Here is a 23,996-nt window from a genome sequence, read left to right on the forward strand (position 1 = left end):
ACTTTATATTAGGCACTTACCGGGCTCACGGATTCAGGTCTGAATCAAGTTGACAGGTTCCGCAGACGTGAGAATGGATATTGGTTCGAGTGGGCGTTCTTATTTACATTTGGTTACAAAAAAAAATTTGATCCACTGTGCCCGTTTGGTCGACCTTTAGTTTGCTGGCGGACCCTTTAAGAGATGTCAGCTCACATCTGTTAACGTTATGCTAAGGAATAACAACATGATTAAATCCGTGATCACCACTGCGCTACTTGCCGCCGCATTGAGCTCCGGGGCAAATGCCAACCTCAATACACCGCTCGGCAACGCGGGCGTCAACACGCCATTTGGTGGCTTTAATCTAGGTCCCGTGGGTGTTCATACGCCGGTAGGTGGCTTCAACCTCAACACTCCGCTCGTTAACGCTGGTATCAATACGCCTTTTGGTGGCTTCAATCTCAACACTCCGGTCGGTAACGCTGGTATCAATACACCTTTTGGTGGCTTCAATCTCAACACTCCGGTCGGTAACGCTGGTATCAATACACCTTTTGGTGGCTTCAACCTCAATACTCCGGTCGGTAACGCTGGTATCAATACACCTTTTGGTGGCTTCAACCTCAATACTCCGGTCGGTAACGCTGGTATCAATACGCCTTTTGGTGGCTTCAACCTTGGTCCCGTGGGTGTACATACGCCGGTAGGTGGCTTCAATCTCAACACTCCGGTCGGTAACGCTGGTATCAATACACCTTTTGGTGGCTTCAACCTTGGTCCCGAGGGTGTACTTACGCTACGTGGCTTCAATCTCAATACTCCGGTCGGTAACGCTGGTATCAATACGCCTTTTGGTGGCTTCAACCTTGGTCCCAGAGCTACCACGAGCGGCGTGCAATGTTCTTTCGGTAGCGAGGCGCTTCTAGCATCCTCGGTGGACAGTTGCGAAAACGCGGGCGGCAAGGTGCAACCCTCCCAGCAAAGCTATCGCGTTCCTTGCGAAGTAAAAGGCAGCATGGTGATGGCATCATCAGCTAAAACCTGTGCCCGCCTTGACGGAACGGTAGCGAATTAAAACTAAGTCATCTGGAGATTTCCATGTTCGTTAAAACGAGACAGACTCTCTTAGTGGCTATCTTGGCGATGATTTTTGTATCACCACTTTATGCCGCTAACTCATTCCTTGCTGTCACTTCTTGTCCACCATGGAAGCATGGTGACGACCTTGCAACCAATAAAAAAATGGTTGAAATGTGCCAAATTGACAGTGCAAAAATGACAGATGCGATTACTGGATCTTTGCCCGTCGATAAGGCCAACGCCCATGCGCTCTTGCAGACCGACGCAACGCCGCACAATCTCTATGCCAAATTAGATGAACTGCGGGCAACAACACAACAGGGAGACACGCTGTATTTCTTTCAAATGAGCCATGGCGGTATATTGCCGCATACCTACAAGGGTTATCCGGTTCATGGCGAGGTCTTTGCCTATTACACGAAAAATGCTCCGAAGGATTTCTCGAAAGCCGTTACCGAGGGGAAGTGGCTTTCGGCACGCGAGTTGCGGGACGAGCTGTCAATGTTCGCTAGCGATACGGGTGCAAACGTTGTGGTAATTATCGAGGCGTGTCATGCCGAGTCGGCTGCACACGAACTTGTCCACAACCCCATTGAAAAGTTAAGTGACGACGAAAAGATCGCTTACATCTTTTCAGCTGGTGCTAAGCAGACGTCGACTTTTACTGATGATCAATCCGGAGCACGATTCACTGAAGAATTCGCGACAGCGCTTGAGAATGCTCCGACGGGGACAAGCCTTGCCGATGTTTTCAGTATTTCTCGAGACAAGACGCATCGTGAGGCGCTAGCGAATTGTGAACGTATTGCAGCGTCAGATGATGGTGCGATTTACCAATCCGCAGATCAGTATTTCGAGAACTGCCTACAGCATCCTACGTCTTTTGATCCGAAAGGGTTGCTGCTTGATCTGACGGTTCTTTAGTGAAGAGAGGCCGCGAGATGCTTTCTTTCCAGACAGGCGATTCGCGGCCTCTTTAATTGTCTGGGTCTGGTGAAAAAATGGAAAATAATATGCGCAGGCTTTTCACTCCACTGTCGAGCAAGTGGTGTGAGATTGTATTATGTCTATCTGTTATTGTAATAGGAATGAGTTACTCTAACCAGTTACTAGCCCAAAGTTTCAAACAAGAAACCCCTCTGGTTTTAGATATTGAATCCAACCATCATTCGCTCGGTCTGACACATAACATGTCTTGGCGATCAGGAAAATTTTACAGCTCCGGCTCATCTTCGCTAAAATTACATGATACAAAAAACCTGAACTTCTGGAATATTGACCTCACTTTAGGACGAGTTCTTGTATCCGGCTCCGATTACTTGTTCAGCGTAGAAGGTTCGGTTAATCAGAATGACCATTATGCTCATGATCTCACGCACGGCGCGGCGCTTGGACGCTTGAAATTCAATCGCAGCATGAATGGGGCGCAGATCTCTGGGGCATTTGAACTTGAGAATGACTGGTCTTCGGTTGCAATGCAGGACCACACAGCCGCTGCGTCCTCGTTCGGCGTTTCGTACTCGATCGGGGTTGTCGACTTATCCGGTGAGCTCAAGTTTAGTCACGTCGATTATGAAAGGTATGACACAGAAATCCATCGTGACATCACCCTAACAGCTGGTGTGCCACTGGGGCATCGTGCGCATGGGAGCTTGACTGTGTTCGAAGGCGAGACGATTACAAAGTTCATTCTAGATGACAAGTATCAGAGAGATAAAGCAGATACGGTTAGTGCTATGGCACAAATCCACTTCTCAATAACCGACCGGTTGGAAATCGTGCCTTATTATACATTCTCCGAATACATCGGCAGCGGATTCGACACTACCAACGAGTCGGTCGGTACCAAGCTAACGATGACATTTTAGTCTGCGAGGCATGGATCACGGTCATGTCCGAACGGTCACTGCTCAGCTTTGGCGCCACGGAAACCGACATGCGCGAGCGGGCAAGGCGGCAGGCGGCAGGCCTGACGCTTCCCACCAAAGCCACCTGCGGCGATCCACGCTTCCCTGATCCGTTGCCATCGCTGCAGCGGGCTTGCCGGCATCTGGAAGACAACCTGGCCCGGAGAGCGACCAACTCCCGACGCATCGCTCGGAGCTCCTCGAGCATGGCCTGTTGCGTGTTGCGACTGTTGCGTCATGATGGGCCAGCACCTGGCGGTCATGCGCGTATTGTTCTGAAAACCTCTCTCGAACTTCGTACCTGACTGTCAGCAACGAGCCGCTCCAGCCGCCGCCGAGTCCCGTGAGCAATGGAGTACCTGACATGTCGGTGATCTCGTACAGCGGACAAGAGAACACTAGATTAAAGTGAACCGGAAAATCTAGGATACGGTGGCCAACAGTGCGAAAACTGCATAAATAGAAGGCCTAACGCAAGGCCCTGATACAGAGTCTTTAGCTATTTACGATATAGTCTGGCTGCTTCTTAAACGGTCACCTACATGGTGTGTCACACGGAAGTGAGTCAACACAGGCTGAGAACAGCCATACTGTTAGCGTGGTAAGGTATAACCACCACGAAAAAAAGGAAATATATTACAATGAGACACATGAACAATATGTTTTTAGCTCTTTTATTTACTCTATGCATGACCCCAGCTTATTCAGATAGCGCCTACAATATGGCCGTTGCATCAGGGAAACTCATTGCAGCCACGAATCTTGCTGAAAGCCTTAAAGAATCAGAGTGCGGGTATGCAATTAAAAAAACATATAGTACATCTGATGTAATAGAAGAAATAAAATTAGTGCTTAGAGAAAGCGATGCAGAGAGCCTGGATAGGTACGTTTCCTCAAATGACTTCCAAGAAGAGATGATAGAATCCGAGGAAGGATTGATAAATAAACCTTTAGCAATTATGAAGAGAGATGGCGTAGACAAGAAAACAGCATGTGGAATGCTTGTAGCAAATATGGCCATACTACTTGATTCATCACGCGTGGAGTGGGAAAGGTCTAAAAATAAATACTGAAAAGAAAATCCAAAGGTGGGTAATAAAATAACTATTAAGAAAGCGTTATTAGTGATTGTTTTTTGTGCTCAAGACGGGCGTCCTCAAGTCCCAAGCGCAACGCTATTGAAGAGCCATAAAAATATGCCGCGATGGATGACAAGTGGAACTGGAAAAAAGATGATAAGCCAAGTTATTTAAATACTAAATAAATAAAATCTTAGGGCAGATAAAAAGATAGAAGTTTTAACAATTATACTGGGGCTCCCATACGCCTGCGAAATATCCTTCTGGGGAGAGTCGGCCCCAGAGCAGACCGGAAGAGAAGGGGGGTATTTTAAGGGGTGAAGGCCTTGCTAGGGGCATAAGGACTCGGCGTGCTCGGCCTCTCAGACTATCGCTCCCCTCTACCCGCGGGACACTGCTCCGAAAACTCCTCTCGGGTTCGCACCAATGGGCCGTACCTAACTGACGGGCGGTGGCTAGAGAGGGGATAAGCGATGGAGTACCTGGCCTGTAGGTGATCTCCTACAGCAGGCGAGAAAGCCTTGGTCCACGCTGAAGACGGCGCCATCATCTCGCGGCTTCGGTCGCCTAGTGGGCGCGCCCCAGAGACAGCTCCATGGCTAAGGACGGCCAGCCCTTGCCGTGATGCAGCGCCATGACGTCGGTCTCGACAGATACCACCTCAGATCGCCCCAGAATCGCGCAAACGAGGCGCTGGTCTTCGGCTATGGTGTTTTACAGGGTGATGGTGCGATGAGTCAGTGGAGGGCTTCATGGAGCTTTCAGGGCGGCACTTCCGGCACCGACTTCAACAACCCTAAACCCAACGGAGTAATCATGAAGAAAGCTTCCATCACGATCACCGCTCTCCTCCTCGGAGCAGCGAGCCTCAACGCACATGCCTGCTTCCTGTCCGGCGAGCGGACCTCCAGCATGGAAAAAAATTCTGCTTATACGATTGCCTTGACGGCGAGTACGCGATAAAAGATAATTTTTATTATTTCTAATTTTTTAAATACCTAGAAACCGGTAATATCAACTTTAAGAGGGGGGGCAATGCCACCATTAAAAGAAAAATTAAGGAAGATTCTATTTATAGTATCAGCATCAATGATCTCCGCCACTTCCTTTTCTCAAACCACTGATCTTCAAAGATTTATAGACATGGAAGAATCGATTGGCCTCGTTAACTACGTTGAACTTGCTGTGATTGATTCGGTTGAGGGGGGCTGCTGGTTAAATTCAGAAGAAATTAAGCAGGAAGTAAGGTTGCAGTTAGAGAGTAACGGAGTTGGAGTTTACACAGAGGAAGTTATAGGAACTTTTCCTGAAATAACAACCTTGGAAATACTTGGGATAGGGAGGAGATTAAACAATCAATTATGCGCTGGATCATTAGTGATAGATTTGTCAGGTATAATTGGAGAGAAATACAAGGAAAGAACCTTTGTAGGGCTGTCGAGTATATATGAGGCTTTATTTTTTGGCTATGGCTCAAGCCTTGACTCACATTTTAAAAATGCTACTAATCAAGCTATATCCGAAATGCTGGCTAATAGATTTAAATCTAAAAGAAACAATCAAGTATCAGAAATACTGCAAGAATATGGCGGAGAACTTCAGGATCCACCTAAAACCCGAAAAGAGCTATTAGAATCTTTGAATTAATGTAAGAAGAGGTGCTCAGCTCCCATTACCGAGCCTTCTTCTTGCTGTATAGCTGCCTGAGTGGCGTTGAGGTCGATCAGGTACTCCTCGACGAATCGCTGTTGCTTGGGTGTCATAGGACTTTACTCCAGATGGTCAATGACGGTGCTCAGCCGGTCTTGCATGCCCATAGGAGCCGGCTCTAACCCGCAGTTACGCCTTGGGCACGTTTGTGTGGCGGTGCTGCTGACCACGCGCTCGACGCTCTCCAGCAGGGCGGCGATCCGTGGCGCCAACGGCTTCTCCAGGCGCTCAGGTGGCATGGCCAGTAGATGTGCGGTCCAAGCCAGCCCTGAGCTCAGGTGCGCGATGCAGGTGCCCTCTTGGGGGGCCTGGGCCAGCATGTCGCGGGTGATGGTCATCTTGTCTTCGATATTCCTGAGCCGGCGATTCATTCGACCACCTCCACGTCAGCTTCAGGCCATCGAGCCTGGACGGATTGTTGTGCCTCCTCTCGGGTGTAAGGTCTGCCAGCCAGCATCAGGCGCTTGTCGCCCACGCGAATCGTCCACGCCATCCTGACGCCTGCCGGCAGGCTGGGCGTTGTGGTGGTGGTGGTGACAGGCTGGCGCGTGCTGCTGGTGACCATGGGACGGCTGCTTGCCGGGAGGAGCGTCTGGTTCGCTGCCTGCCGTCCTACATTGGGCTTGCGGTGGGCCTCGGCTTCGGCCTCGGCGGCGGCCTGCCAGACGTCCACGTAGCGACGTGCGGCCTGCTCCCTGGGCTCAAGCCGCGTCAGCGCGGTGTCGATGAACTCGACATCACCATCTACCAGCGGGCACTCCTGCTCGATCCACGCCAGCCAGGTCGACGGAGGCTGGGCCTTGATGCGCTGCTGGAGGAGCGCCAGCACTTGCTCCCGACCTCCCGCCGTCAGCTCGTCGTCGATAACGGCCTCCAGTTCCGCGCGGGCGCGCCTACCCATCGGCAGCATGGCCCGCCGGATGACCCCGGCCAGGTCGTGGTCGATCTCGTGAAGTGGCGCGCCGGTGAAGTCGGCGCTCAGGTTTTCCAGTATCAGGTCGATGTCGGCCTCGGGACCAGGCGGCTCCGGGTCGTTGGCGGCGTTCTCCGTCGCAAGCCGGACCCCACCTTTGGCGGTGGCCAGGGAACTCGTGGAGCCGGAGTAACTAGGCTGATTTTCCTCAGCTTTCTCGGCTCCCTGAGAAGATGGGGGACAGGGTGCCGGGGTAGCCCCGACGGCCTGCCGGCGCCGCAGCAGATCACGAAGGCTCATGGCTCGCCCTCCTGGGGCAGAACCGCAAACAACCGATGCTGGCTGCCCTGCACCTTCTTGTTGATCGACCGCTTGCCCGACTCCTTCTCGTAGAGCCAGCCGGCGCTATCGAGTGTGGCGGCGATCGTGCGGATGTCGTAGCCCTTGGCCGCGTCGCACAGGCCAGCGCTGTTGAAGTAGAAGATTCACTCCCCCGCCTGAGTGTCGTTAAAGAACCCGGCGCGGTCATTGGTGCGCCGGAGATCGTTGTCTCCGGAGCGCAGGGGCGCGAAGCGGCCGTCCCCGTGACGCTGAATGAACTCACGGACGCCATCGAGGATCGCGGCATCTTCGGGGGGCAGGTTGCTGCGCTCGGCCTTCCACAGAGCGAAACAGATACTCACGGCCTCCAGCGCTTCGCCCTCCTGCCAGCCCGTGATACCCGCCTCGGTGGCCAGCTCACCCGCCATGGCCAGCAGGCCGAAGGCCCCCGCGGCCCGGCTGGTGACGCCGTCGACCTCATTGCTGAAGGTAGGGTCTTGCATCAGCTGGTGGTAGAGACCGGGGAGGCCCTCTCCGTACTGCAGCAGGTGGGCGATGAAGGCCATGCCGGCATGGCCGTAGTGCTCGGCCGTGGCGGTCTTGATCGCGTTAGCGAAGTCGCTGGGGGCCATGTCGTGCGGGTCATCGAACGCGCCATGTCTGCGCCCGGTGGCGGGGAGGTCGAGCAGTCGGGCATCCTGCCCTGCCTTTGTCGTCTTGCCGGCCTCGCTGAGGTGAGAGGCCAGGGTCCGCTCGCCGCTGGACAGTAGCATCAAGCGCCAGCGTTGCGCGTCGCGGATGCCGCCGTTCCGGACGGCTCGCTGCTTGCCAACCCCGTTGGCGACCATGTAGACCATGCTGCCGGCCTCGGACGGGCTGGCCTGACTCAGCTCATCGAGCACCATGCAGGTGTCGTTCTGGCTGGCAGCCAGTGCCTCGATGCCGTTGCCGGTGGCGCTCCAGGGGCGCAGGAACTGGGGACTGCCCCAGACACTCGCCGCTGCCTGAAGGCCGGTGGTCTTGCCCTTGCTTGAGGCGCCGCGCAAGTTGAAGCCGAGTCCGCCAGCCGCCTGCTGCTTCGCCGGCCAGATCAGTGGCCCCGCCAGGGCCACGCAAAGGCAGAAGATCAGGATGGGGTTGCCCTGGGCGCGACCCGCGATCTCACGCCGCCAGCCGTCCAGATTGCCGCGCGTCTCGAAGTAGCTGCCGCGCATCGCCTCAGCGCTGAAGCGGTAGTCCTGGTTGCCCATCGTGTGGTGGGGCAACACGAAGGCGCGGACGTTGTCGTGCCAGCCGGTGGTGGTGGCGGCGACGAGGCGAGCCTCGGGCGTGCTCTCCATGATGAAGTCGGCCAGCTTGGCTCGGTGCTTGATGCTGTGGGTGTGCCCCATGTCCAGCAGCTCGCGGCGCAGGTCGGAACCGCCCTCGCTGAGTAGCCGCATTGGCACGACGCGCTTGCAGCGCGTTCCCTCGGAATTAACGAAGTGCAGTTGCCGGCCGAAGTTGCCGCCGTGCTCGTCGCGGCTGATGGCCGTCACCTCGATGGGGTCGGCCACGCGCACGTCGTCGTTGACCGTCTCAGTGCCCTGCTGCTTGGTGCTGTGCCACCACAGGCCGGCAGGGCGTCGTATCCCATCCTCCAGCAGGAAGCTGGCGAAGTGGGTGGCGAAGCCCGGGCGCTTCACCGTGGCGGTCAGCGGCTCTCCCCGTTGCGGGTCGATCGCCTCGCCCGGCGACGCGCGGCTGGTTCCCTTTGCTCCCCGGCCGTTACCGGTTGAGGGTGCCGGGTGGCCGTTACCTAAACGGCTGTTATTCCCTGCCTTATCCTCATCAGCTCCCTGGGTTCCCCCGGTTCCCTCGCTGTCGGTAGAGGGAGAGGTTCCGGGGACCGCGCCCGGGCCGCTGAGCACATTCAGCGTGTCGTCGTCCGTGTACTGGTTCATTACTGTGTAGCTGGGCGTTTTTGTATCTGGGAGTTGCATGAATACCTCCTGTCGTCAGCGACGGTGGTAATTGGAGTGGAGCTTCGATTGGATCGGCCCTGCCAGCCAGTCCCAGGAAGCCCTCGTGCTTTGGGCGATCGAGTGCGCGAGTCGGCCTCCTCTGACCGCGAGCCAGGGGCGGTCAACGAAATGCAGCACCCTCATTGACGCGTCTGGCCTCGATGCGCTGCTCGATCCACTCGTTGACCTCCGACTCGACCCACGCAACGGCACGGGAGCCAAGCTGGATCGGGGCTGGGAAGTCGTCGGCATGGATTAGCCGGTGGAGGGTAGTGTTCGAGATGCCGCAGCGCTGCAACACCTCGGGGCGGCGGATGAGAGTGTGTGATGCGGTAGCGTCAAGCATGTCTTTGTTCCTCACGGAATGAAGCGACATGGCAAAGCTTAATGGTCGAAATGTGTGTTGCGCTTACCTCGTGCGTTTTTTAGTTTTTCTCCTCCATCCGCCTATTCGAGCCCACCTGGTCACGGTGTCTACGCTGACGTGTATACCTTGCGCTGCAAGTCGGTCCTGTACCAACTGCGGCAGGCCATGCTCTGCACGGCCCTCTCTGATGAGCTTGTCCCATATCCGTTTGGCCTCGGCCTTTTTTCCGGCGGCCTCGGCCTTGCTGGCTTCGGCACTGATCTGAGCACCCTGTCGACGCTTGTGGTCAGCTTGAAGGACTTTGATGTGGGCCTTAGTAGCCTCGCCCATAGCCTTCTGTCCGGGCTTGGTCAGGCGCCCATAGAGGTAGCCGAGCAGTAGGGCGAAATAAACTTCCCGGAGACTTCCGCGCTGCTCTGGACTGGCCCATTCATCAAGCAGCTCCGCCATGGCTGCGGCCATCGCTGTCTCTGAGTGCCTGTCCGGCTCCTGGTAGGCGTCGATTTGCCCCTGAATTCTGTTCAGCTCGCTCAGCATCAGCGCCAGCAAGTCGTCCACGCCTCTCAAACTGCCATTTTTTGAGATCAACTCCAGATGCTCGGCCCATTGGTTCGGCAGCGGATCAGGCATGGCGCCTTCAATTAATCCAAGGCGTCGTTTAAGTAAGCTGCCTGGCAATATTAGTTGCGGTCGTGAATCGTCCGTCATGGCCCTACTCCTTTCAGACTCCGGTTAAAAGTAGACTGATGAGCGAGGTGAAGTGATCATGAATGCGGGTTGTCGGCCTCAGCCAGCCGGTATTTTCGGCGTTAGCCGCTTGTCTCAGGTGCCGGTGCGTGTCGACACCAGGTTGTCATTACCATTGCGCAGGGCGTCCAGGTAGTCGGCCCAGCTCTGCAGCATCTCGCGGCGCTGCTCCAGGTGCGTCGTCCGGTTGTAGGCACGACCGTTGCTGTCCTTCACCGCGTGCGCCAGCTGTTGCTCGATGTAGTGCTCGGGGTAGTTCAGGCGCTCCGCCAGGATGGTGCGGGCCATCGCTCTGAAGCCGTGCGCTGTCATCTCGCCCTTGAAGCCCATCCGGTCCAGCGCGGCCTTGATCGTGGCGTTGCTCATGGGGCGCTTGCTGCTGCGGATGCCGGCAAAAACGAACTCGGCGCGCCCGGTCAGTCCATGCAGATCGCGCAGGATTGTCACCGCCTGGCGAGGCAGGGGCACGATCAGGGGCTGTCCGGTCTTGCTGGCCTCAAAGGTCCAGGTCGCGTCTTCAAGATCGATGTCGGCCCACTTGGCCTGGCGCAGCTCCCCGGGGCGTGTGAAGACCAAGGGCGCCAGCTTGAGTGCTGCGACGGTGCTGGGCTGGCCGCCGTAGCCGTCGATGGCGCGGAGGAGACCGACGACCTCCTTGGGATCGGTCAGGGCCGGGTAGTGCTTGGTCTTGCTGGGCCGCAGGGCGCCGCGCAGGTCAGGGGTCGGGTCTCGCTCGACGCGGCCGGTGGAGATGCCGTAGCGGAAGACCTGGCCGCACAGCGCCTTCACTCGATGCGCGGTTTCGATGTGACCTCGGTCTTCGATGCGACGCAGGCAGCCCAGTAAATCTGGTGGGGTGATCTCGGCGATGGGCTGCTTGCCGATGATCGGGAAGGCGTCGCGCTCGAGGCGCCGCTTGTTGCGCAGATAGTGCGCAGGCACGACCTCATGCTGGTGCACCTTCTCCAGCCACTCGACGGCTACAGCCATGAAGGTGTTGGCGGCTGACTGCTCACCCTGCCGTCGGGCGATCCGCTTTGCGGTGCTCGGGTCTATGCCCTGGTCCAGCTGGCGCTTTGCTTCGTCGCGGGCCGTGCGTGCGGCGGCCAAGGTGGTCTCGGGGTAGACGCCGATGGCCAGGCGCTTCTCCTTGCCGGCATGGCGGTACTTCATCCGCCAGTACTTGCTGCCGGTAGTGGAGACCTCCAGATAGAGCCCTCCGCCGTCGGCCATCTTGTAGGTCTTGTCCTTGGGCTTGGCCGACTTCACGGCGGTGACGGTGAGCTTGTTGGTCTGGCGGCTCATGGGGGCACCTCGACATGGTGAAAGGCTGATGCCCCCTCCCGGCCGGGCCGGGTGCCCCCAAGGCCGGGGGCAGGTGATCTGCCAGGCAGTGCCCGCTGGCGCGGCTTTCTGGTGATTTGGGGGCATCAGGGTATTGGCTTCGACGCTGTGCCCCCAGATATGCCCCCTTGAGTGGGGGCATGTCAAGGAATGCTATGAAACGTCCAGACACAAGAAAGGGGCCCGGAGGCCCCTATTCATGCGGTTTCTGAAGTATTGTGGAACCTCCTGAAACCTTTATGTGGTGGAGGCGGCGGGAATTGAACCCGCGTCCGCCGGCACTCACCCGTTGGCTCTACATGCTTAGTTTCGTCATTTGATTTAACGCAACTGGCTCCGACGAGCAGGATCCAGCCACGCGATTCTTCAAAGTTTTAACAACTGACGTGAAGACGCCGTCAGTCGCGATCCCATCAATCGTCGCTCGTATCCCCGCCGTGATGAATGGGCACATCACTTTGGGGCCAGGCTAGAAGCTAACAGCTGTTAGGCTGCCAGCGCGCCTTGAGCGTAGTTGTCGTCGTTTGCGACTATTTAATCATGATGTTGTATTTACGAGATACATCACGCTCTCGGCATGCACCTCGGGGATTGTCACCGGCGTCGAAACCGTGTCGCCCCCGTACTGCGCATCCTAACAGGATGCGTGGTTCTGTGACACCTCAGGCCTTGGTTTGTTCGCGCATGATGCGGCCTTTCTGACGCTGCCAGTCGCGGTCCTTCTCGGTGGCTCGCTTGTCGTGCAGCTTCTTGCCGGTCACCAGGGCCAGCTCGCACTTCACCCGGTTGTTCTTCCAGTAGAGCTTGAGCGGCACGCAGGTGTGACCCTTCTCCTGGGTGCGCGAGAAGATCTTGGCGATCTCCTTGCGATGGAGCAGGAGTTTGCGGGTGCGCGTTGGGTCTGCGATCTCATGGGTGCTGGCGGTGTTGAGCGGCATGATGTGGCTGCCCAGCAGCCAGGCCTCACCGTTCTTGACCAGGATGTAGGTATCGGTGAGCTGAGCCTTGCCGGCGCGCAGGCTCTTCACCTCCCATCCGGCCAGCACCAGGCCTGCCTCGAAGGCCTCGTCGATGTGGTACTCGAAGCGTGCCTTCTTGTTCTGGGCGATGACGTTGCCGCCGGGCCCCTTGCTCTTGCCTTTCTTGTTGGCCATGAAACCTCGTGTCCTGTATCTGCCGGTGGCGCCTCCCCCTTCGATGTGGGGGGAAGCGTGGTACCATTCAAGGCCTGAAATAACCGCTCATGATACGCCCTGGGCACTGTGAAGTCAGCGGAGAGCTCAATGCCAACGGTCAATCGGTCCGCCATGGTGCGGCACACCCCCCAGGACATGTTCGACCTGGTCAATGACTTCGAGCGTTACCCGGAATTCCTCCCGGGGTGTCGGCGCGCCCGCCTGCTCGAACGCGACGACGCGCACCTGATCGGCGAGATGACCCTGGGTCGTGCCGGCATCGAGCAGAGCTTCACCACCCGCAACGATCTGATCGAGCCCGAGCGCATCGAGATGTCGCTGGTCAGCGGTCCCTTCAAGCGCCTGCGCGGCCGCTGGCTGTTCCTGCCCATGGGCGAGGGGGCCTGCAAGGTCAGTCTCGAGCTGGAGTTCGAGTTCGCCAACCGCCTGCTGGGGATGGCCTTCGGCAGGCTCTTCCAGCAGGTGGCCGGGCAGTTGGTGGATTCCTTCTCCCGCCGCGCTGACAACCTCTATGGTCGCTAGCTCCTCCAACATGATCGAGGTCGAGGTGGCCTTTGCGCTCCCTGAGCGGCAGTGCATCGTCCCGCTCAGGGTGGCCGGCGGCACCACCGCCCGGGAGGCCGTCGAGATAGCAGGTCTGGAGGCTAAGTTCCCGGAGGTTTCGCCGGCGGTCTTCCAGGAGGCCGACCTGGGCATCTTCGGCAAGCGGCTGCGCGACCCTGACGAGCAGCCGCTCAAGGCCGGGGATCGGGTGGAGGTCTATCGGCCGCTCGAGCTCGATCCCAAGGCGGCACGCGCCCAGCGAGCCGCCCGTGAGAAGCGCTGACGCCCCGCCCGGCGAGGGCCGGTGCGGGGCGTCAGGGGCTGCGGTGATCTCAGGGGCGGTCCGGTGTGACGTTGTCGAGCGGGGCTCCCTGCGTGGTTGAAACGGTCTCGTTGTCGGGACCGATGCCGCGCTCGTCGCTGAGCGACGGCGCCTTCGAGAAGTCCCCCTCCCGCTCAATTTCCACGACACGACCGCCGGCGAAGGTCAGGGTGACGCGCCGCTGCTCCACGCCGCCGTAAGCTTCGTCGAGACGGTATACATAGTCCCACTGGCTGGCATCGAAGGGGGCCTCGAGTAGCGGGCTGCCCATCAGGCCGACCACCTGCTGTCGGTTCATTCCGGTCTGTAGCTGTTCGACCATGCCTTCGGTCACCAGGTTGCCCTGGGGCAGGTCTCGCTTGTACACGCCGAAGTAGCTGCAACCGGTGATCATCAGCAGGGCGACGGTAAGGGTGATGATTCTTGTCAGCTTTTGCATTTGCGCCTGTTCTTCACTATCGTGGATTCGGTCGATCATAACCGACCCTACCCGATACTGCGAAGAGCGACCATGGCCGACCAGAACCACGAACTGCGCAAGGCCGGTCTGAAGGTGACCCTGCCGCGCGTCAAGATCCTGCAGATCCTTGAGAACGCGTCTGAAAAGCACCACCTGAGTGCCGAGGATGTGTACAAGACCCTGCTGGATACAGGTGAGGACGTGGGCCTGGCCACCGTCTATCGCGTGTTGACCCAGTTCGAGTCCGCCGGCCTGGTGATCCGCCATAATTTCGATGGTGGTCATGCCGTCTTCGAGCTCTCCCAGGAGGAGCACCACGACCACATGGTGTGCCTGGAGAGTGGTGAGATCGTCGAGTTCTTCGACGAGACCATTGAGCGTCGTCAGCAGGAGATCGCCGAGGAGCACGGCTATGAGCTCGTCGATCATGCCCTGGTGCTCTATGTGAGGCCACGTGGCTCCCGGGCGACCCGCCAGGAAGGCATCCAGAAGAAGTGATGCCCTCGGTCTGACTCCCAGCTTCGTTACGCAACGCGGCCCCGATCTCCGGATCAGGGCCGCGTTGAGTTGGTGGGTCTGGGTGTCGGGCCGGGTCAGTGGTGGGCGCGCTGGCTGGCGTCGAGCATCTCCCGGGCGTGGGCCAGGGTGCGGTCTGAGAGGTTCACGCCGCCGAGCATGCGAGCCAGCTCGCCGACCCGACCGGCTTCGTCGAGCAGGGCCATGCGGGTCAGGGTGGAGGCCTCGCCGGCCTGCTTCTCTATGTGCAGGTGCTGGTGCGCCTGGGCGGCCACCTGGGGCAGGTGGGTCACGGTCATCACCTGGCCGTTCTCCCCCAGTCGGCGCAGCAGCTGGCCGACGATCTCGGCCGTGGCCCCGGAGACCCCCACGTCCACCTCGTCGAAGACCAGGCTGGCAATGGTGGAGTGCTGTGCCGCCACCACCTGGATCGCCAGGCTGATGCGCGACAGCTCCCCGCCTGAGGCCACCTTGGCCAGCGGTCGGGCCGGCTGGCCCGGGTTGGCGCTGATCAGCATGCGAGCCCCCTCCAGTCCCTCGGCGGCCGGGGTGTCGCGAGGCGCAAGCTCGACCTCGAAGGTCGCCTTGTCCATGGCCAGGAAAGCCAGCTGTTCCTGCACGGCTTGGCCGAACTGGCGGGCGGCCTTGCGCCGAGCCCGGGAGATCGTCGAGGCCTGCTCGTTCCAGCGGGCCTTCAGCGCTTCGACCTCGGCGGCCAGCGTCTCGAGGTCGCCGTCGCCGCCCTCGAGCGCCTCGAGCTCGTTGGCCAGGCGCCGGTGCAAGGTGACCAGCTCCTCGGGCAGCACATGGTGCTTGCGGGCGATGCGGTGCACCTCGCCCAGACGTTCCTCGACCCAGGCCAGCCGTTCGGGGTCCAGCTCGACGCTGTCGGCGAAATGGCCGAGCTCGCGGCCGGCCTCCTCGACCTGGATGCGCGCATCGCCGAGCATGCTGAGTGTGTCGGCCAGACTGCCGCGGTCGCTGCCCGGCAGTTCCGAGAGGTGGTGGATCGCCTGGTTGAGCAGCGACAGGGCGCCCCCCTCCTCGCCGTCGCAGCACTCGGCGGCAAACTGGGCCTCGCGCAGCCGTTCCTCGGCGTGAGCCAGCTCCTCCTGCTGCTCCTCGAGCCCCTTGAGCTCGCCCTCGAAGAGGGCCAGCTGGTCGAGCTCTTCCACCTGGTAGCGCAGCAGCTGGCGACGGGCACGGATCTCGTCGCCGTCCTCGGCCAGGCGCTCGAGGCGACGATGGCTTGCCTGCCATTCGCGGAAGGCCAGTCGCATCTCGGCCACCCGCTCGCGATGGCCCGCGAAATCGTCGAGCAGGCGCAGGTGGGTGTCCTCGTGCAACAGCGCCTGGTGGGCGTGCTGCCCATGGATCTCGATGAGGTGTTCGCCCAGCGCTCGGAGGTCGGCCACCGTGGCCGGCTGGCCGTTGATCCAGGCCTTGGAACGCCCCGTACGGGTCACCACCCGGCGCAGCAGGCAGTCGTCCGTGGGCAGCTCGCGGGATTCGAGCCAGATACGCGCCTCGGGGAGCGCCTGGAGGTCGAAGCGGGCGCTCAAGTCGGCACGTTCGCGGTCATGGCGCACGCTGGCGCTGTCGGCGCGTTCGCCCAGGCAGAGCCCCAGGGCGCCGAGCAGGATGGACTTGCCGGCCCCCGTCTCGCCGGTGATGGCGGTCATGCCGCCGGCAAGGTCCAGCTCGAGGTGGTCGACGATGGCGAAGTCGCGAATGGCAAGCTCTGTCAGCATGGTGCCTCCCGGGGCCTGTCTGGGGTCGTTCGGTACACGGTGCTCTCGCACCGAGGGAATACTGTCTATCCATACACGTAATGTGCGTTTATACAGTAGTCAACCCTGACCCACAATGCACAATCAGATTCGTGTCGCGATGATGACTTGAGTTCGCCACGGCCAGCCCCATATATCCCGCAGACAGTTATCCAAGTCATCATTCATGCCTTGCCAGCGGCCCTGCCGCTGATTGCCATTCAGGAGAGCCACATGGCCAAAGACTCCCAGACCCCGCTGGACGACGAACTCGCTCGCCAAGAGCAGGAAGCCGAGCCGCAGTCCGAGACCGAGACCGTGGAGGGTGAGTTGGAGGACGCCATCGAGGGCGCCGATCAGACCGCCACGGAGGCCCAGACCGCCGACAACCCCGAGGCCGAGATGCTGGCGGCCCAGGTCGAGGAACTCGAGCAGAGTATCGCCGAGTATAAGGACCAGGCCCTGCGAGCGGCTGCCGAGGCGCAGAACGTGCGTCGGCGTGCCGAGCAGGAGGCCGAGAAGGCCCGCAAGTTCGCACTGGAGAAGTTCGTGAAGGAGCTGCTGCCGGTGGTCGACAGCCTGGAGAAGGCTCTGGAGTCCATGGGGGATGGGGCCAGCGAGGCCCACCTCGAGGGCGTCTCCATGACGCTCAAGATGCAGCACGACGTGCTGTCCAAGTTCGGCGTCGAGGTGGTGGAGCCCCATGGCGAGCCCTTCGACCCGCAGTACCACGAGGCCATGGCCATGGTGCCCAATCCCGAGATGGAGCCCAACACCGTGATGGACGTCATGCAGAAGGGCTACCTGCTCAACGGGCGCCTGGTCCGCCCGGCCATGGTGGTGGTCAGCCAGGCCGCCGGCTGACCTCAGACCGCAGAAAAGCGGCCCTCGGGTCTTGAAAAGGTTTCGAGGGCCCCCAGATAGACGGCAACCCGCGGTGAAAGCCGCAGATCACGAATTCAACCGCAATTTCGAGGATTTCCTATGGGACGCATCATCGGTATTGACCTGGGGACCACCAACTCCTGTGTCGCCGTGCTCGACGGTGACAAGGCCAAGGTGATCGAGAACGCCGAAGGCGCGCGCACCACGCCTTCCATCATCGCCTACACCGAGGACGGTGAGATCCTGGTGGGCCAGGCGGCCAAGCGCCAGGCGGTGACCAACCCGCACAACACCGTGTACGCCATCAAGCGCCTGATCGGCCGTCGCTTCAAGGACGACGTCGTCCAGAAGGACATCAAGATGGTGCCCTACACCATCGCCGAGGCCGACAACGGTGATGCCTGGGTGGAAGTGAAGGGCAAGAAGCTCGCTCCGCCCCAGGTCAGCGCCGAGGTGCTGAAGAAGATGAAGAAGACCGCGGAAGACTATCTCGGTGAGGAAGTCACCGAGGCGGTCATCACCGTGCCGGCTTACTTCAACGACAGCCAGCGCCAGGCCACCAAGGATGCCGGCCGCATCGCCGGTCTCGAGGTCAAGCGCATCATCAACGAGCCCACCGCGGCGGCGCTGGCCTATGGCATGGACAAGTCCCGTGGCGACAAGACCATCGCGGTCTATGATCTGGGCGGCGGTACCTTCGACATCTCCATCATCGAGGTGGCCGATGTCGACGGCGAGACCCAGTTCGAGGTGCTGGCCACCAACGGCGACACCTTCCTGGGCGGCGAGGACTTCGACCTCAAGCTGATCAACTACCTGGTCGATCAGTTCAAGGCCGACAGCGGCATCGACCTCTCCGGTGACAACCTGGCCATGCAGCGCCTCAAGGAAGCCGCCGAGAAGGCCAAGATCGAGCTGTCCAGCGCCCAGCAGACCGACGTCAACCTGCCTTACATCACCGCTGACAACACCGGCCCCAAGCACCTCAACGTGAAGGTGACCCGGGCCAAGCTGGAGTCGCTGGTGGAAGAGCTGGTCAAGCGCTCCATGGAGCCGTGCAAGACCGCGCTCAAGGATGCCGGCCTGTCCGGTTCAGAGATCGACGACGTCATCCTGGTCGGCGGCCAGACCCGCATGCCCATGGTGCAGAAGTCCGTGGCCGACTTCTTCGGCAAGGAAGCCCGCAAGGACGTCAACCCGGACGAAGCCGTGGCCGTGGGCGCCGCCATCCAGGGCGGCGTACTGGGCGGTGACGTCAAGGACGTGCTGCTGCTCGACGTCACACCGCTGACCCTGGGCATCGAGACCCTCGGCGGCGTGATGACCCCGTTGATCGAGAAGAACACCACCATCCCGACCAAGAAGACCCAGACCTTCTCCACCGCGGATGACAATCAGACGGCCGTGACCATTCACGTCCAGCAGGGCGAGCGCAAGCAGTCCAGCGGCAACAAGTCGCTCGGTCGCTTCGACCTGGCCGACATCCCGCCGGCACCGCGCGGCGTGCCGCAGATCGAGGTTGCCTTCGACCTCGACGCCAACGGTATCCTGAACGTGTCCGCCAAGGACAAGGCCACCGGCAAGGAACAGTCCATCGTCATCAAGGCCTCCAGCGGTCTGTCCGAGGAAGAGGTCGAGCAGATGGTCCGGGACGCCGAGGCCCACGCCGACGAGGACAAGAAGTTCGAGGAACTGGTGGCGCTGCGCAACCAGGCCGACGGCATGATCCACGCCGCTCGCAAGACCCTCGAAGAGGCTGGCGACAAGGCCAGCGACGAGGAGAAGCAGGCCATCGAGACCGCCGCTTCCGAGCTGGAAGAGGCCATCAAGGGCGACGACCAGGAAGACATCCAGGCCAAGCTGGACAAGTTGACCGAGGCCTCCGGCAACCTGGCGCAGAAGATGTACGCCGAGCAGGGCGAAGCCGCCCAGCAGGCCGGTGAGGCCGGCAGCGAGGCTGGCGCCAAGCAGGAAGATGACGTGGTCGATGCCGAGTACGAAGAAGTCAACGACGACCAGAAGAAGCAGTAAACCACGACATCTGAACCACGGATGACGCCAGCGCGGGGGCCTGACTCCCGCGTTGGTGTTTCCGCAGAGTCACTACGGAGGCGGACAGACTCATGTCCAAGCGTGACTATTACGAAGTACTGGGCGTCGAGCGCGGTGCCGACCAGAAGGACATCAAGAAGTCCTACCGACGCCTCGCCCAGAAATTCCATCCCGACCGCAATCCGGATGATGACACGGCGGCCGAGAAGTTCCGCGAGATCTCGGAAGCCTACGAGGTCCTGAGCGACAGCGAGAAGCGTGCCGCCTATGACCAGTTCGGCCATGCAGGCGTCGACGGTCAGGCCGGTGGCGGCGGCGGTGGCTTCGGTGGCCCCGGGGCCGGTGGCTTCAGCGACATCTTCGGCGATGTGTTCGGCGACATCTTCGGTGGGGGAGGCGGACGCCGCCATCCCAACGCTCCGCAGCGCGGCAGCGATCTTCGCTACAACCTCGAGCTCGATCTCGAGGATGCCGTGGCCGGCACCAGCGTGGATATCCGCGTGCCGCGCCATGTCGAATGCGAGCGCTGCGACGGTGGAGGTGCCGAGCCGGGCTCCAGCAAGGAGACCTGCCCGACCTGTAACGGCATGGGCCAGGTGCGCATGCAGCAGGGCTTCTTCGCCGTGCAGCAGACCTGCCCGACCTGTCACGGTGGCGGCCAGCACATCAAGGTGCCGTGCCACAAGTGCCACGGCGAGGGCCGGGTGCGCGAGACCCGCACCCTTTCGGTGAAGATCCCGGCCGGAGTGGATACCGGCGACCGCATCCGCCTCAATGGCGAGGGCGAGGCCGGCATCAACGGTGGCCCGCCCGGGGATCTCTACGTCCAGGCGGCGATCAAGCCGCACCACATCTTCCAGCGCGACGGCCGTCACCTGCAGTGCGAGGTGCCGATCAACTTCGTCGACGCGGCGCTAGGCGGCGAGCTCGAAGTGCCCACCCTGGATGCCCGGGTCAAGCTGAAGATCCCGCCCGAGACCCAGACCGGAAAGCTGTTTCGCCTGCGTGGCAAGGGCGTGAAGCCGGTGCGCGGCGGTCCCCCCGGCGACCTGCTGTGCAAGGTCGTGGTCGAGACCCCGGTCAAGCTCAAAGAGGAGCAGAAGGAGCTCTTGCGCACCTTCCAGGACAGCCTGGGTGGCAGCGACGGGCACCACCACTCGCCGAAGAAGTCAGGCTTCTTCGACGGCGTGAGGAAGTTCTTCGAGGACATGAAGCCGTAAGGCGAGTCCCCGCAGTAACCGACAGGGCCCCGGCATCGAACGATGCCGGGGCCCTGTCGCGTCATGGCGTGCAGGCCGATGGCCCCTTTCTATAGCCACCCGGCCCGCCGGAAGCGCTGGTAGAGCCAGCCGCAGGCGCCGCCCATCACCAGCAGGGCCAGGGGATAGCCCAGGCGCCAGTCGAGCTCGGGCATGTGGGTGAAGTTCATGCCCCAGATGCCGGCGAGGATGGTGGCTACCGCGAAGATGGCGGCCCAGGCCGCGAGCCGCTTGTGGACCTCGCCCTCGTCGATCGCCACCATCGAGAGGTTCACCTGGATCGCGGTGATGGTCATCTCGCGGATGGTATCCACCGCCGACTCGATACGGTGCAGGTGGTCGTAGACGTCGCGGAAGTACTCCCGGGTCTTGTTGCACAGGACCGGCACACGAACGCCCGACAGGTGGCCGGCGGCTTCAACCAGCGGCATGGCAGCATGCTTGAGCTTCATGGTCTGGCGCTTGAGCTTGTAGAGGCGCTCCAGGCTCTGGCGGGCCGACCCCTTCACGAAGATCTCGTCCTCGATGCTCTCGAGCTCGGCCTGCAGCGATTCGATGACCGGGAAGTAGCGGTCGACGATGGTGTCCATCAGGGCATAGATCACGAAGGCCGGTCCATGCTTCAGCAGCTTCGGCTCGCTCTCACAGCGCTGGCGAACCTCGGTGAAGCCCTGGCCCGGGTGCAGTCGCACCGACAGCACGTAGCCGGGGCCTGCGAACACCGCCACCTGGCCGGTTTCGAGCTGGTCATCGCGCATCGTGATCATGTTCATGATCACGAACAGTGCTTCGCCGTACTCCTCGAGCTTGGGACGCTGGTGACCGTTCAGGGCGTCCTCCACGGCCAACTCGTGCAGGCTAAAAACCTCCTGGAAGCGGGCCATCTCCGCCTCGTCCGGCTCGTGCAGTGCCACCCACACGAAACGGTCCGTCTGGCCCAGGTAGTCGCCGACCTCCTCGATCTGGATGTCTTGAAGGCGACGTCCCTTCTCATAGACCGCACAGTTGATGATCATTGCCGAACCCTCTCGATGGGTGGTAGTGCCCCTATACATGCAACAGCATAGTGCCTGGGCGTGGTTGCCTGTCGCCCATACCGGTTCGTGCCGGGTGTCAAGGCGGGCGAGGGGCCGAAACGGGGCTGGCGTTTCTGGGGGGCATCGTCATAGGCTGAGTATTCATCCAACGAGTTGCGGAGATCGCCATGCCGATTTCAAGAGCCGATATGCCTGCCGAGGATGCCAAGGAACTGGTCGAACGACTGTGCAGGGAGTGGGCCGATGCTCGGCCTATCGATCGTGAGGAGACCCAGGCGAGGGTGAGATTCGACGAGGGTAGCTGCCTGCTTGAGGCCCAGCCGGACCGCCTGGTCGTGGCCGTCGAGACGCTGGATGACGGAACCCTGGATCGCCTGGAAGGCAAGGTGAATGCCGCGCTCGAAGGCCTGACGGGCGTGAGCCTGGACATCGTCTGGGAAAATTGAACGACCGGCAGTCGGCTCGTGCCGCCCACCTCGGCATGATGTTGTGGGCGGTGCTGGTGGGGCTGTCCTTTCCCGCAGTGGGGGCAATGAGCGAGCTGCCGCCGCTCTCGCTGACTTCGCTGCGCTTCCTCATCGCCTGCGCCGGCCTGTGGTGGCTGGTTCGGCGTTCGCCGACCTTCCTGCCCGGCTGGCGCGAGCTGCCGCTGTATGCCCTGATGGGGCTATGCCTCGCCGGTTTCTTCGGTGCCATGTTCTGGGCGGCGCATCATGCCACGGCGCTTTCCATGGCCACGCTGTTCGTCACGGTTCCGCTGCTGGCCTTCCTGCTGGGGCTGGGCTTCGGGGTCGAGCGGTTGGCCTGGCGGTTGCCGGCGATCCTGGCGTTGGGCGCGGCGGGGGCGCTGGGCCTGGCCATCGCCGAATCCCTGGAGCAGGGCGGGCGTCTGCGGTTCGGCATGGGCGAGGCGGTGTTCTTCCTCGGTTGCTTCGCAACGGCGCTCTATCCGGTACTCAGCAAGTGGGGCCTGGCGACCGGTCGACTGCCGGCGTCGGCGGCGGTACGTACCTTCTGGAGCCTGGGCCTGGGGGCCGTGTTGGTCGGGTTTGCGGGCCTCGCCCTCGAGCCGATGGGGCGCCTGGCGGCCATGACCGGCCGTGATCTGTTGGTGCTGGTCTATCTAGGGCTCTTCTCCAGCGCCCTGACCTTCTGGCTGCTGCAGCGCGCCACCGCGGTGCTGACGCCGTCCGCGGTCACCGCCTACAGCTATCTGGTGCCCTTCGTCTCCATGCTGCTGCTGTTCGTCCGTGAACCCGGGCGGGTCGGCTGGGCCTGGCTGCCGGGCAGTCTGATGGTCATCGCCGCGATCCTGTTGCTGCTGCGCGACACGCCCTCAACCCCCGCGCGTTGATCTGCCAGGGCGGCGCCGGGCAGACGAGAGCCTGGCCCGCGATGTGCCCATGACGGTATGGATGGTCGAGGCTACGGCCACCCCGTGCGGCTGGCCCTCTGGTATACTGCCGCCACTTCCGAAGTGCCATGTCCGAAGTGCCATTTTCTAAGCGCTATTTCCGAAGCCATCGAATTCGCAGGAGTCCGCATGACCCGTATTGCCATCGTCGGTGTCGCCGGCCGGATGGGCCGCACCCTGGTCAACGCCGTGCAGCAGGATGCCGAGGCCTCCCTGGCCGGGGGTGTCGTCGAGCCGGGCAGTTCGCTCGCCGGCGCCGATATCGGCGAACTGGCCGGGGTCGGCAAGCTGGGCGTGGCGGCGGTGGACTCACTCGACGCCATCGTCGACGACTTCGACGTGCTGATCGACTTCACCTCGCCGCAGGTCACCCTGGCCAACCTGGCCTTCTGTGCCGAGCATGGCAAGCGCATCGTCATCGGCACCACCGGCCTCTCCGATGACGAGCTCGTCGAACTCAACGGCTTTCGTGACCGGGTGCCCATGGTATTTGCGCCGAACATGAGCGTGGGGGTCAACCTGACCCTCAAGCTGCTGGAGACCGCGGCGAAGGCGCTGGGCGACGAGGGCTACGACATCGAGGTGATCGAGGCCCACCATCGCCACAAGGTGGATGCGCCCTCCGGCACCGCCCTGAAGATGGGCGAGGTGGTGGCCGACAGCCTGGGTCGCACCCTCAAGGAGCACGGCGTCTTTTCCCGCGAGGGGCAGTGCGGGCCGCGCAGCGACAAGGAGATCGGCTTCGCCACCGTGCGTGCCGGGGACATCGTCGGCGAGCATACCGTGATGTTTGCTACCGAGGGCGAGCGCATCGAGATCACCCACAAGGCCTCCAGCCGCATGACCTTCGCCAAGGGCGCGGTACGTGCGGCGCGCTGGGTGGCCGGCCATGGCAACGGCCGCTATACCATGCAGGATGTGCTGGGTCTGTAGGCCGCGGGGGTAGTCGCTGGGCACCGTTTCCTGTAACATCTCGAAAATTTTGGCCGGGCGCATGGGCGAGAAGCCCCCTCGAGCGCTTGTTGTTTCGGCCCCCAGCGCTCCGAATCCGTTCCGAGCGGATGACAACAAGCGGGATGAAACCGGTCTG

At 60.9% G+C, this 23,996-nt stretch carries 26 protein-coding genes and 1 other RNA gene; 15 read left to right on the forward strand and 12 right to left on the reverse strand.

Features of this window, described 5'->3' with window-relative positions:
- Positions 1-226: 226 nt before the first annotated feature.
- The 6 genes from ABE960_RS10815 to ABE960_RS10840 all read left to right on the forward strand — a co-directional run bounded on the left by ABE960_RS10815 (position 227) and on the right by ABE960_RS10840 (position 5,695).
- Complete coding sequence (locus ABE960_RS10815) at positions 227-1,057, forward strand: hypothetical protein (protein WP_349762277.1); 831 nt, start codon at positions 227-229, stop codon at positions 1,055-1,057.
- Between the two features lie 23 nt (positions 1,058-1,080).
- Entirely contained in the window at positions 1,081-1,986 is a 906-nt protein-coding gene (locus ABE960_RS10820; protein ID WP_349762278.1) for a caspase family protein, read from the forward strand.
- A 77-nt stretch (positions 1,987-2,063) separates the two neighbouring features.
- Positions 2,064-2,930 (forward strand): hypothetical protein, encoded by an 867-nt coding sequence (locus ABE960_RS10825; RefSeq protein WP_349762279.1) that lies wholly within the window; start codon positions 2,064-2,066, stop codon positions 2,928-2,930.
- A gap of 680 nt (positions 2,931-3,610) precedes the next feature.
- Positions 3,611-4,042: a hypothetical protein gene (locus ABE960_RS10830; RefSeq protein WP_349762280.1), complete on the forward strand. Its 432-nt coding sequence runs from the start codon at positions 3,611-3,613 to the stop codon at positions 4,040-4,042.
- Between the two features lie 627 nt (positions 4,043-4,669).
- On the forward strand, positions 4,670-5,011 hold the full coding sequence (locus tag ABE960_RS10835; RefSeq protein ID WP_349762281.1) for a hypothetical protein: 342 nt from the start codon (positions 4,670-4,672) through the stop codon (positions 5,009-5,011).
- A 72-nt stretch (positions 5,012-5,083) separates the two neighbouring features.
- Positions 5,084-5,695 carry a hypothetical protein gene (locus tag ABE960_RS10840; protein ID WP_349762282.1) on the forward strand — a complete coding sequence of 204 codons (612 nt, stop codon included), beginning with the start codon at positions 5,084-5,086 and terminating at the stop codon, positions 5,693-5,695.
- On the opposite strand, the gene ABE960_RS14890 is transcribed toward ABE960_RS10840, so the two are convergent.
- From ABE960_RS14890 to smpB, 9 genes are all read right to left on the reverse strand, one after another.
- Complete coding sequence (locus tag ABE960_RS14890; protein ID WP_432765363.1) at positions 5,692-5,811, reverse strand: terminase small subunit; 120 nt, start codon at positions 5,809-5,811, stop codon at positions 5,692-5,694. The genes ABE960_RS10840 and ABE960_RS14890 overlap by 4 nt on opposite strands.
- 6 nt (positions 5,812-5,817) lie before the next feature.
- Positions 5,818-6,129 carry a hypothetical protein gene (locus ABE960_RS10845; RefSeq protein WP_349762283.1) on the reverse strand — a complete coding sequence of 104 codons (312 nt, stop codon included), beginning with the start codon at positions 6,127-6,129 and terminating at the stop codon, positions 5,818-5,820.
- Complete coding sequence (locus tag ABE960_RS10850; RefSeq protein ID WP_349762284.1) at positions 6,126-6,971, reverse strand: hypothetical protein; 846 nt, start codon at positions 6,969-6,971, stop codon at positions 6,126-6,128. Before ABE960_RS10850 ends, ABE960_RS10845 begins: the two co-directional genes overlap by 4 nt.
- 185 nt (positions 6,972-7,156) lie before the next feature.
- Positions 7,157-8,974, reverse strand: coding sequence for a DUF927 domain-containing protein (locus tag ABE960_RS10855; RefSeq protein WP_349762285.1), 1,818 nt, complete (start codon positions 8,972-8,974; stop codon positions 7,157-7,159).
- Positions 8,975-9,116: 142 nt separating this feature from the next.
- Positions 9,117-9,341, reverse strand: a complete 225-nt coding sequence (locus ABE960_RS10860) for a helix-turn-helix transcriptional regulator (protein ID WP_349762286.1) — start codon at positions 9,339-9,341, stop codon at positions 9,117-9,119.
- A gap of 63 nt (positions 9,342-9,404) precedes the next feature.
- Entirely contained in the window at positions 9,405-10,070 is a 666-nt protein-coding gene (locus tag ABE960_RS10865) for a hypothetical protein (protein WP_349762287.1), read from the reverse strand.
- A 114-nt stretch (positions 10,071-10,184) separates the two neighbouring features.
- Complete coding sequence (locus ABE960_RS10870) at positions 10,185-11,414, reverse strand: tyrosine-type recombinase/integrase (RefSeq protein ID WP_349762288.1); 1,230 nt, start codon at positions 11,412-11,414, stop codon at positions 10,185-10,187.
- 281 nt (positions 11,415-11,695) lie between these two features.
- Positions 11,696-12,075: a transfer-messenger RNA gene (gene ssrA, locus ABE960_RS10875) on the reverse strand.
- A gap of 40 nt (positions 12,076-12,115) precedes the next feature.
- Positions 12,116-12,607, reverse strand: a complete 492-nt coding sequence (gene smpB, locus ABE960_RS10880; RefSeq protein WP_349762290.1) for an SsrA-binding protein SmpB — start codon at positions 12,605-12,607, stop codon at positions 12,116-12,118.
- Between the two features lie 129 nt (positions 12,608-12,736).
- Here smpB and ABE960_RS10885 point away from each other — a divergent pair, with 129 nt between their 5' ends.
- Together ABE960_RS10885 and ABE960_RS10890 are read left to right on the forward strand one after the other, a co-directional pair.
- Entirely contained in the window at positions 12,737-13,171 is a 435-nt protein-coding gene (locus ABE960_RS10885) for a type II toxin-antitoxin system RatA family toxin (RefSeq protein ID WP_349762291.1), read from the forward strand.
- Positions 13,161-13,475: an RnfH family protein gene (locus ABE960_RS10890; RefSeq protein WP_349762292.1), complete on the forward strand. Its 315-nt coding sequence runs from the start codon at positions 13,161-13,163 to the stop codon at positions 13,473-13,475. The genes ABE960_RS10885 and ABE960_RS10890 overlap by 11 nt, the downstream gene beginning before the upstream one ends.
- 49 nt (positions 13,476-13,524) lie before the next feature.
- Here the strand turns inward: ABE960_RS10890 and ABE960_RS10895 are convergent, their stop codons facing one another.
- On the reverse strand, positions 13,525-13,953 hold the full coding sequence (locus ABE960_RS10895) for an outer membrane protein assembly factor BamE (protein ID WP_349762293.1): 429 nt from the start codon (positions 13,951-13,953) through the stop codon (positions 13,525-13,527).
- Between the two features lie 72 nt (positions 13,954-14,025).
- On the opposite strand from ABE960_RS10895, the gene fur reads away from it, so the two are divergent.
- Positions 14,026-14,472, forward strand: coding sequence for a ferric iron uptake transcriptional regulator (gene fur, locus ABE960_RS10900; RefSeq protein ID WP_349762294.1), 447 nt, complete (start codon positions 14,026-14,028; stop codon positions 14,470-14,472).
- Between the two features lie 95 nt (positions 14,473-14,567).
- Here the strand turns inward: fur and recN are convergent, their stop codons facing one another.
- Positions 14,568-16,241 (reverse strand): DNA repair protein RecN, encoded by a 1,674-nt coding sequence (gene recN / locus ABE960_RS10905; RefSeq protein ID WP_349762295.1) that lies wholly within the window; start codon positions 16,239-16,241, stop codon positions 14,568-14,570.
- A 252-nt stretch (positions 16,242-16,493) separates the two neighbouring features.
- Here recN and grpE point away from each other — a divergent pair, with 252 nt between their 5' ends.
- From grpE to dnaJ, 3 genes are all read left to right on the forward strand, one after another.
- Positions 16,494-17,123, forward strand: coding sequence for a nucleotide exchange factor GrpE (gene grpE / locus ABE960_RS10910; RefSeq protein WP_349762296.1), 630 nt, complete (start codon positions 16,494-16,496; stop codon positions 17,121-17,123).
- 120 nt (positions 17,124-17,243) lie between these two features.
- The gene (dnaK, locus tag ABE960_RS10915) at positions 17,244-19,175 is read left to right on the forward strand and encodes a molecular chaperone DnaK (RefSeq protein ID WP_349762297.1); all 1,932 of its coding nucleotides are present in this window, start codon (positions 17,244-17,246) and stop codon (positions 19,173-19,175) included.
- 92 nt (positions 19,176-19,267) lie between these two features.
- On the forward strand, positions 19,268-20,416 hold the full coding sequence (dnaJ, locus tag ABE960_RS10920) for a molecular chaperone DnaJ (RefSeq protein WP_349762298.1): 1,149 nt from the start codon (positions 19,268-19,270) through the stop codon (positions 20,414-20,416).
- Between the two features lie 89 nt (positions 20,417-20,505).
- On the opposite strand, the gene corA is transcribed toward dnaJ, so the two are convergent.
- Positions 20,506-21,471: a magnesium/cobalt transporter CorA gene (gene corA, locus ABE960_RS10925; RefSeq protein ID WP_349762299.1), complete on the reverse strand. Its 966-nt coding sequence runs from the start codon at positions 21,469-21,471 to the stop codon at positions 20,506-20,508.
- 188 nt (positions 21,472-21,659) lie between these two features.
- Here corA and ABE960_RS10930 point away from each other — a divergent pair, with 188 nt between their 5' ends.
- The 3 genes from ABE960_RS10930 to dapB all read left to right on the forward strand — a co-directional run bounded on the left by ABE960_RS10930 (position 21,660) and on the right by dapB (position 23,839).
- On the forward strand, positions 21,660-21,938 hold the full coding sequence (locus tag ABE960_RS10930) for a DUF2218 domain-containing protein (protein WP_349762300.1): 279 nt from the start codon (positions 21,660-21,662) through the stop codon (positions 21,936-21,938).
- Positions 21,935-22,846, forward strand: a complete 912-nt coding sequence (locus ABE960_RS10935; RefSeq protein WP_349762301.1) for a DMT family transporter — start codon at positions 21,935-21,937, stop codon at positions 22,844-22,846. The genes ABE960_RS10930 and ABE960_RS10935 overlap by 4 nt, the downstream gene beginning before the upstream one ends.
- A 189-nt stretch (positions 22,847-23,035) precedes the next feature.
- On the forward strand, positions 23,036-23,839 hold the full coding sequence (gene dapB / locus ABE960_RS10940; RefSeq protein WP_349762302.1) for a 4-hydroxy-tetrahydrodipicolinate reductase: 804 nt from the start codon (positions 23,036-23,038) through the stop codon (positions 23,837-23,839).
- Positions 23,840-23,996 lie beyond the last annotated feature (157 nt).

Source organism: Halomonas aquatica, from assembly GCF_040196335.1.
In the GTDB taxonomy this organism is placed as follows: Bacteria; Pseudomonadota; Gammaproteobacteria; order Pseudomonadales; family Halomonadaceae; genus Halomonas; species Halomonas aquatica.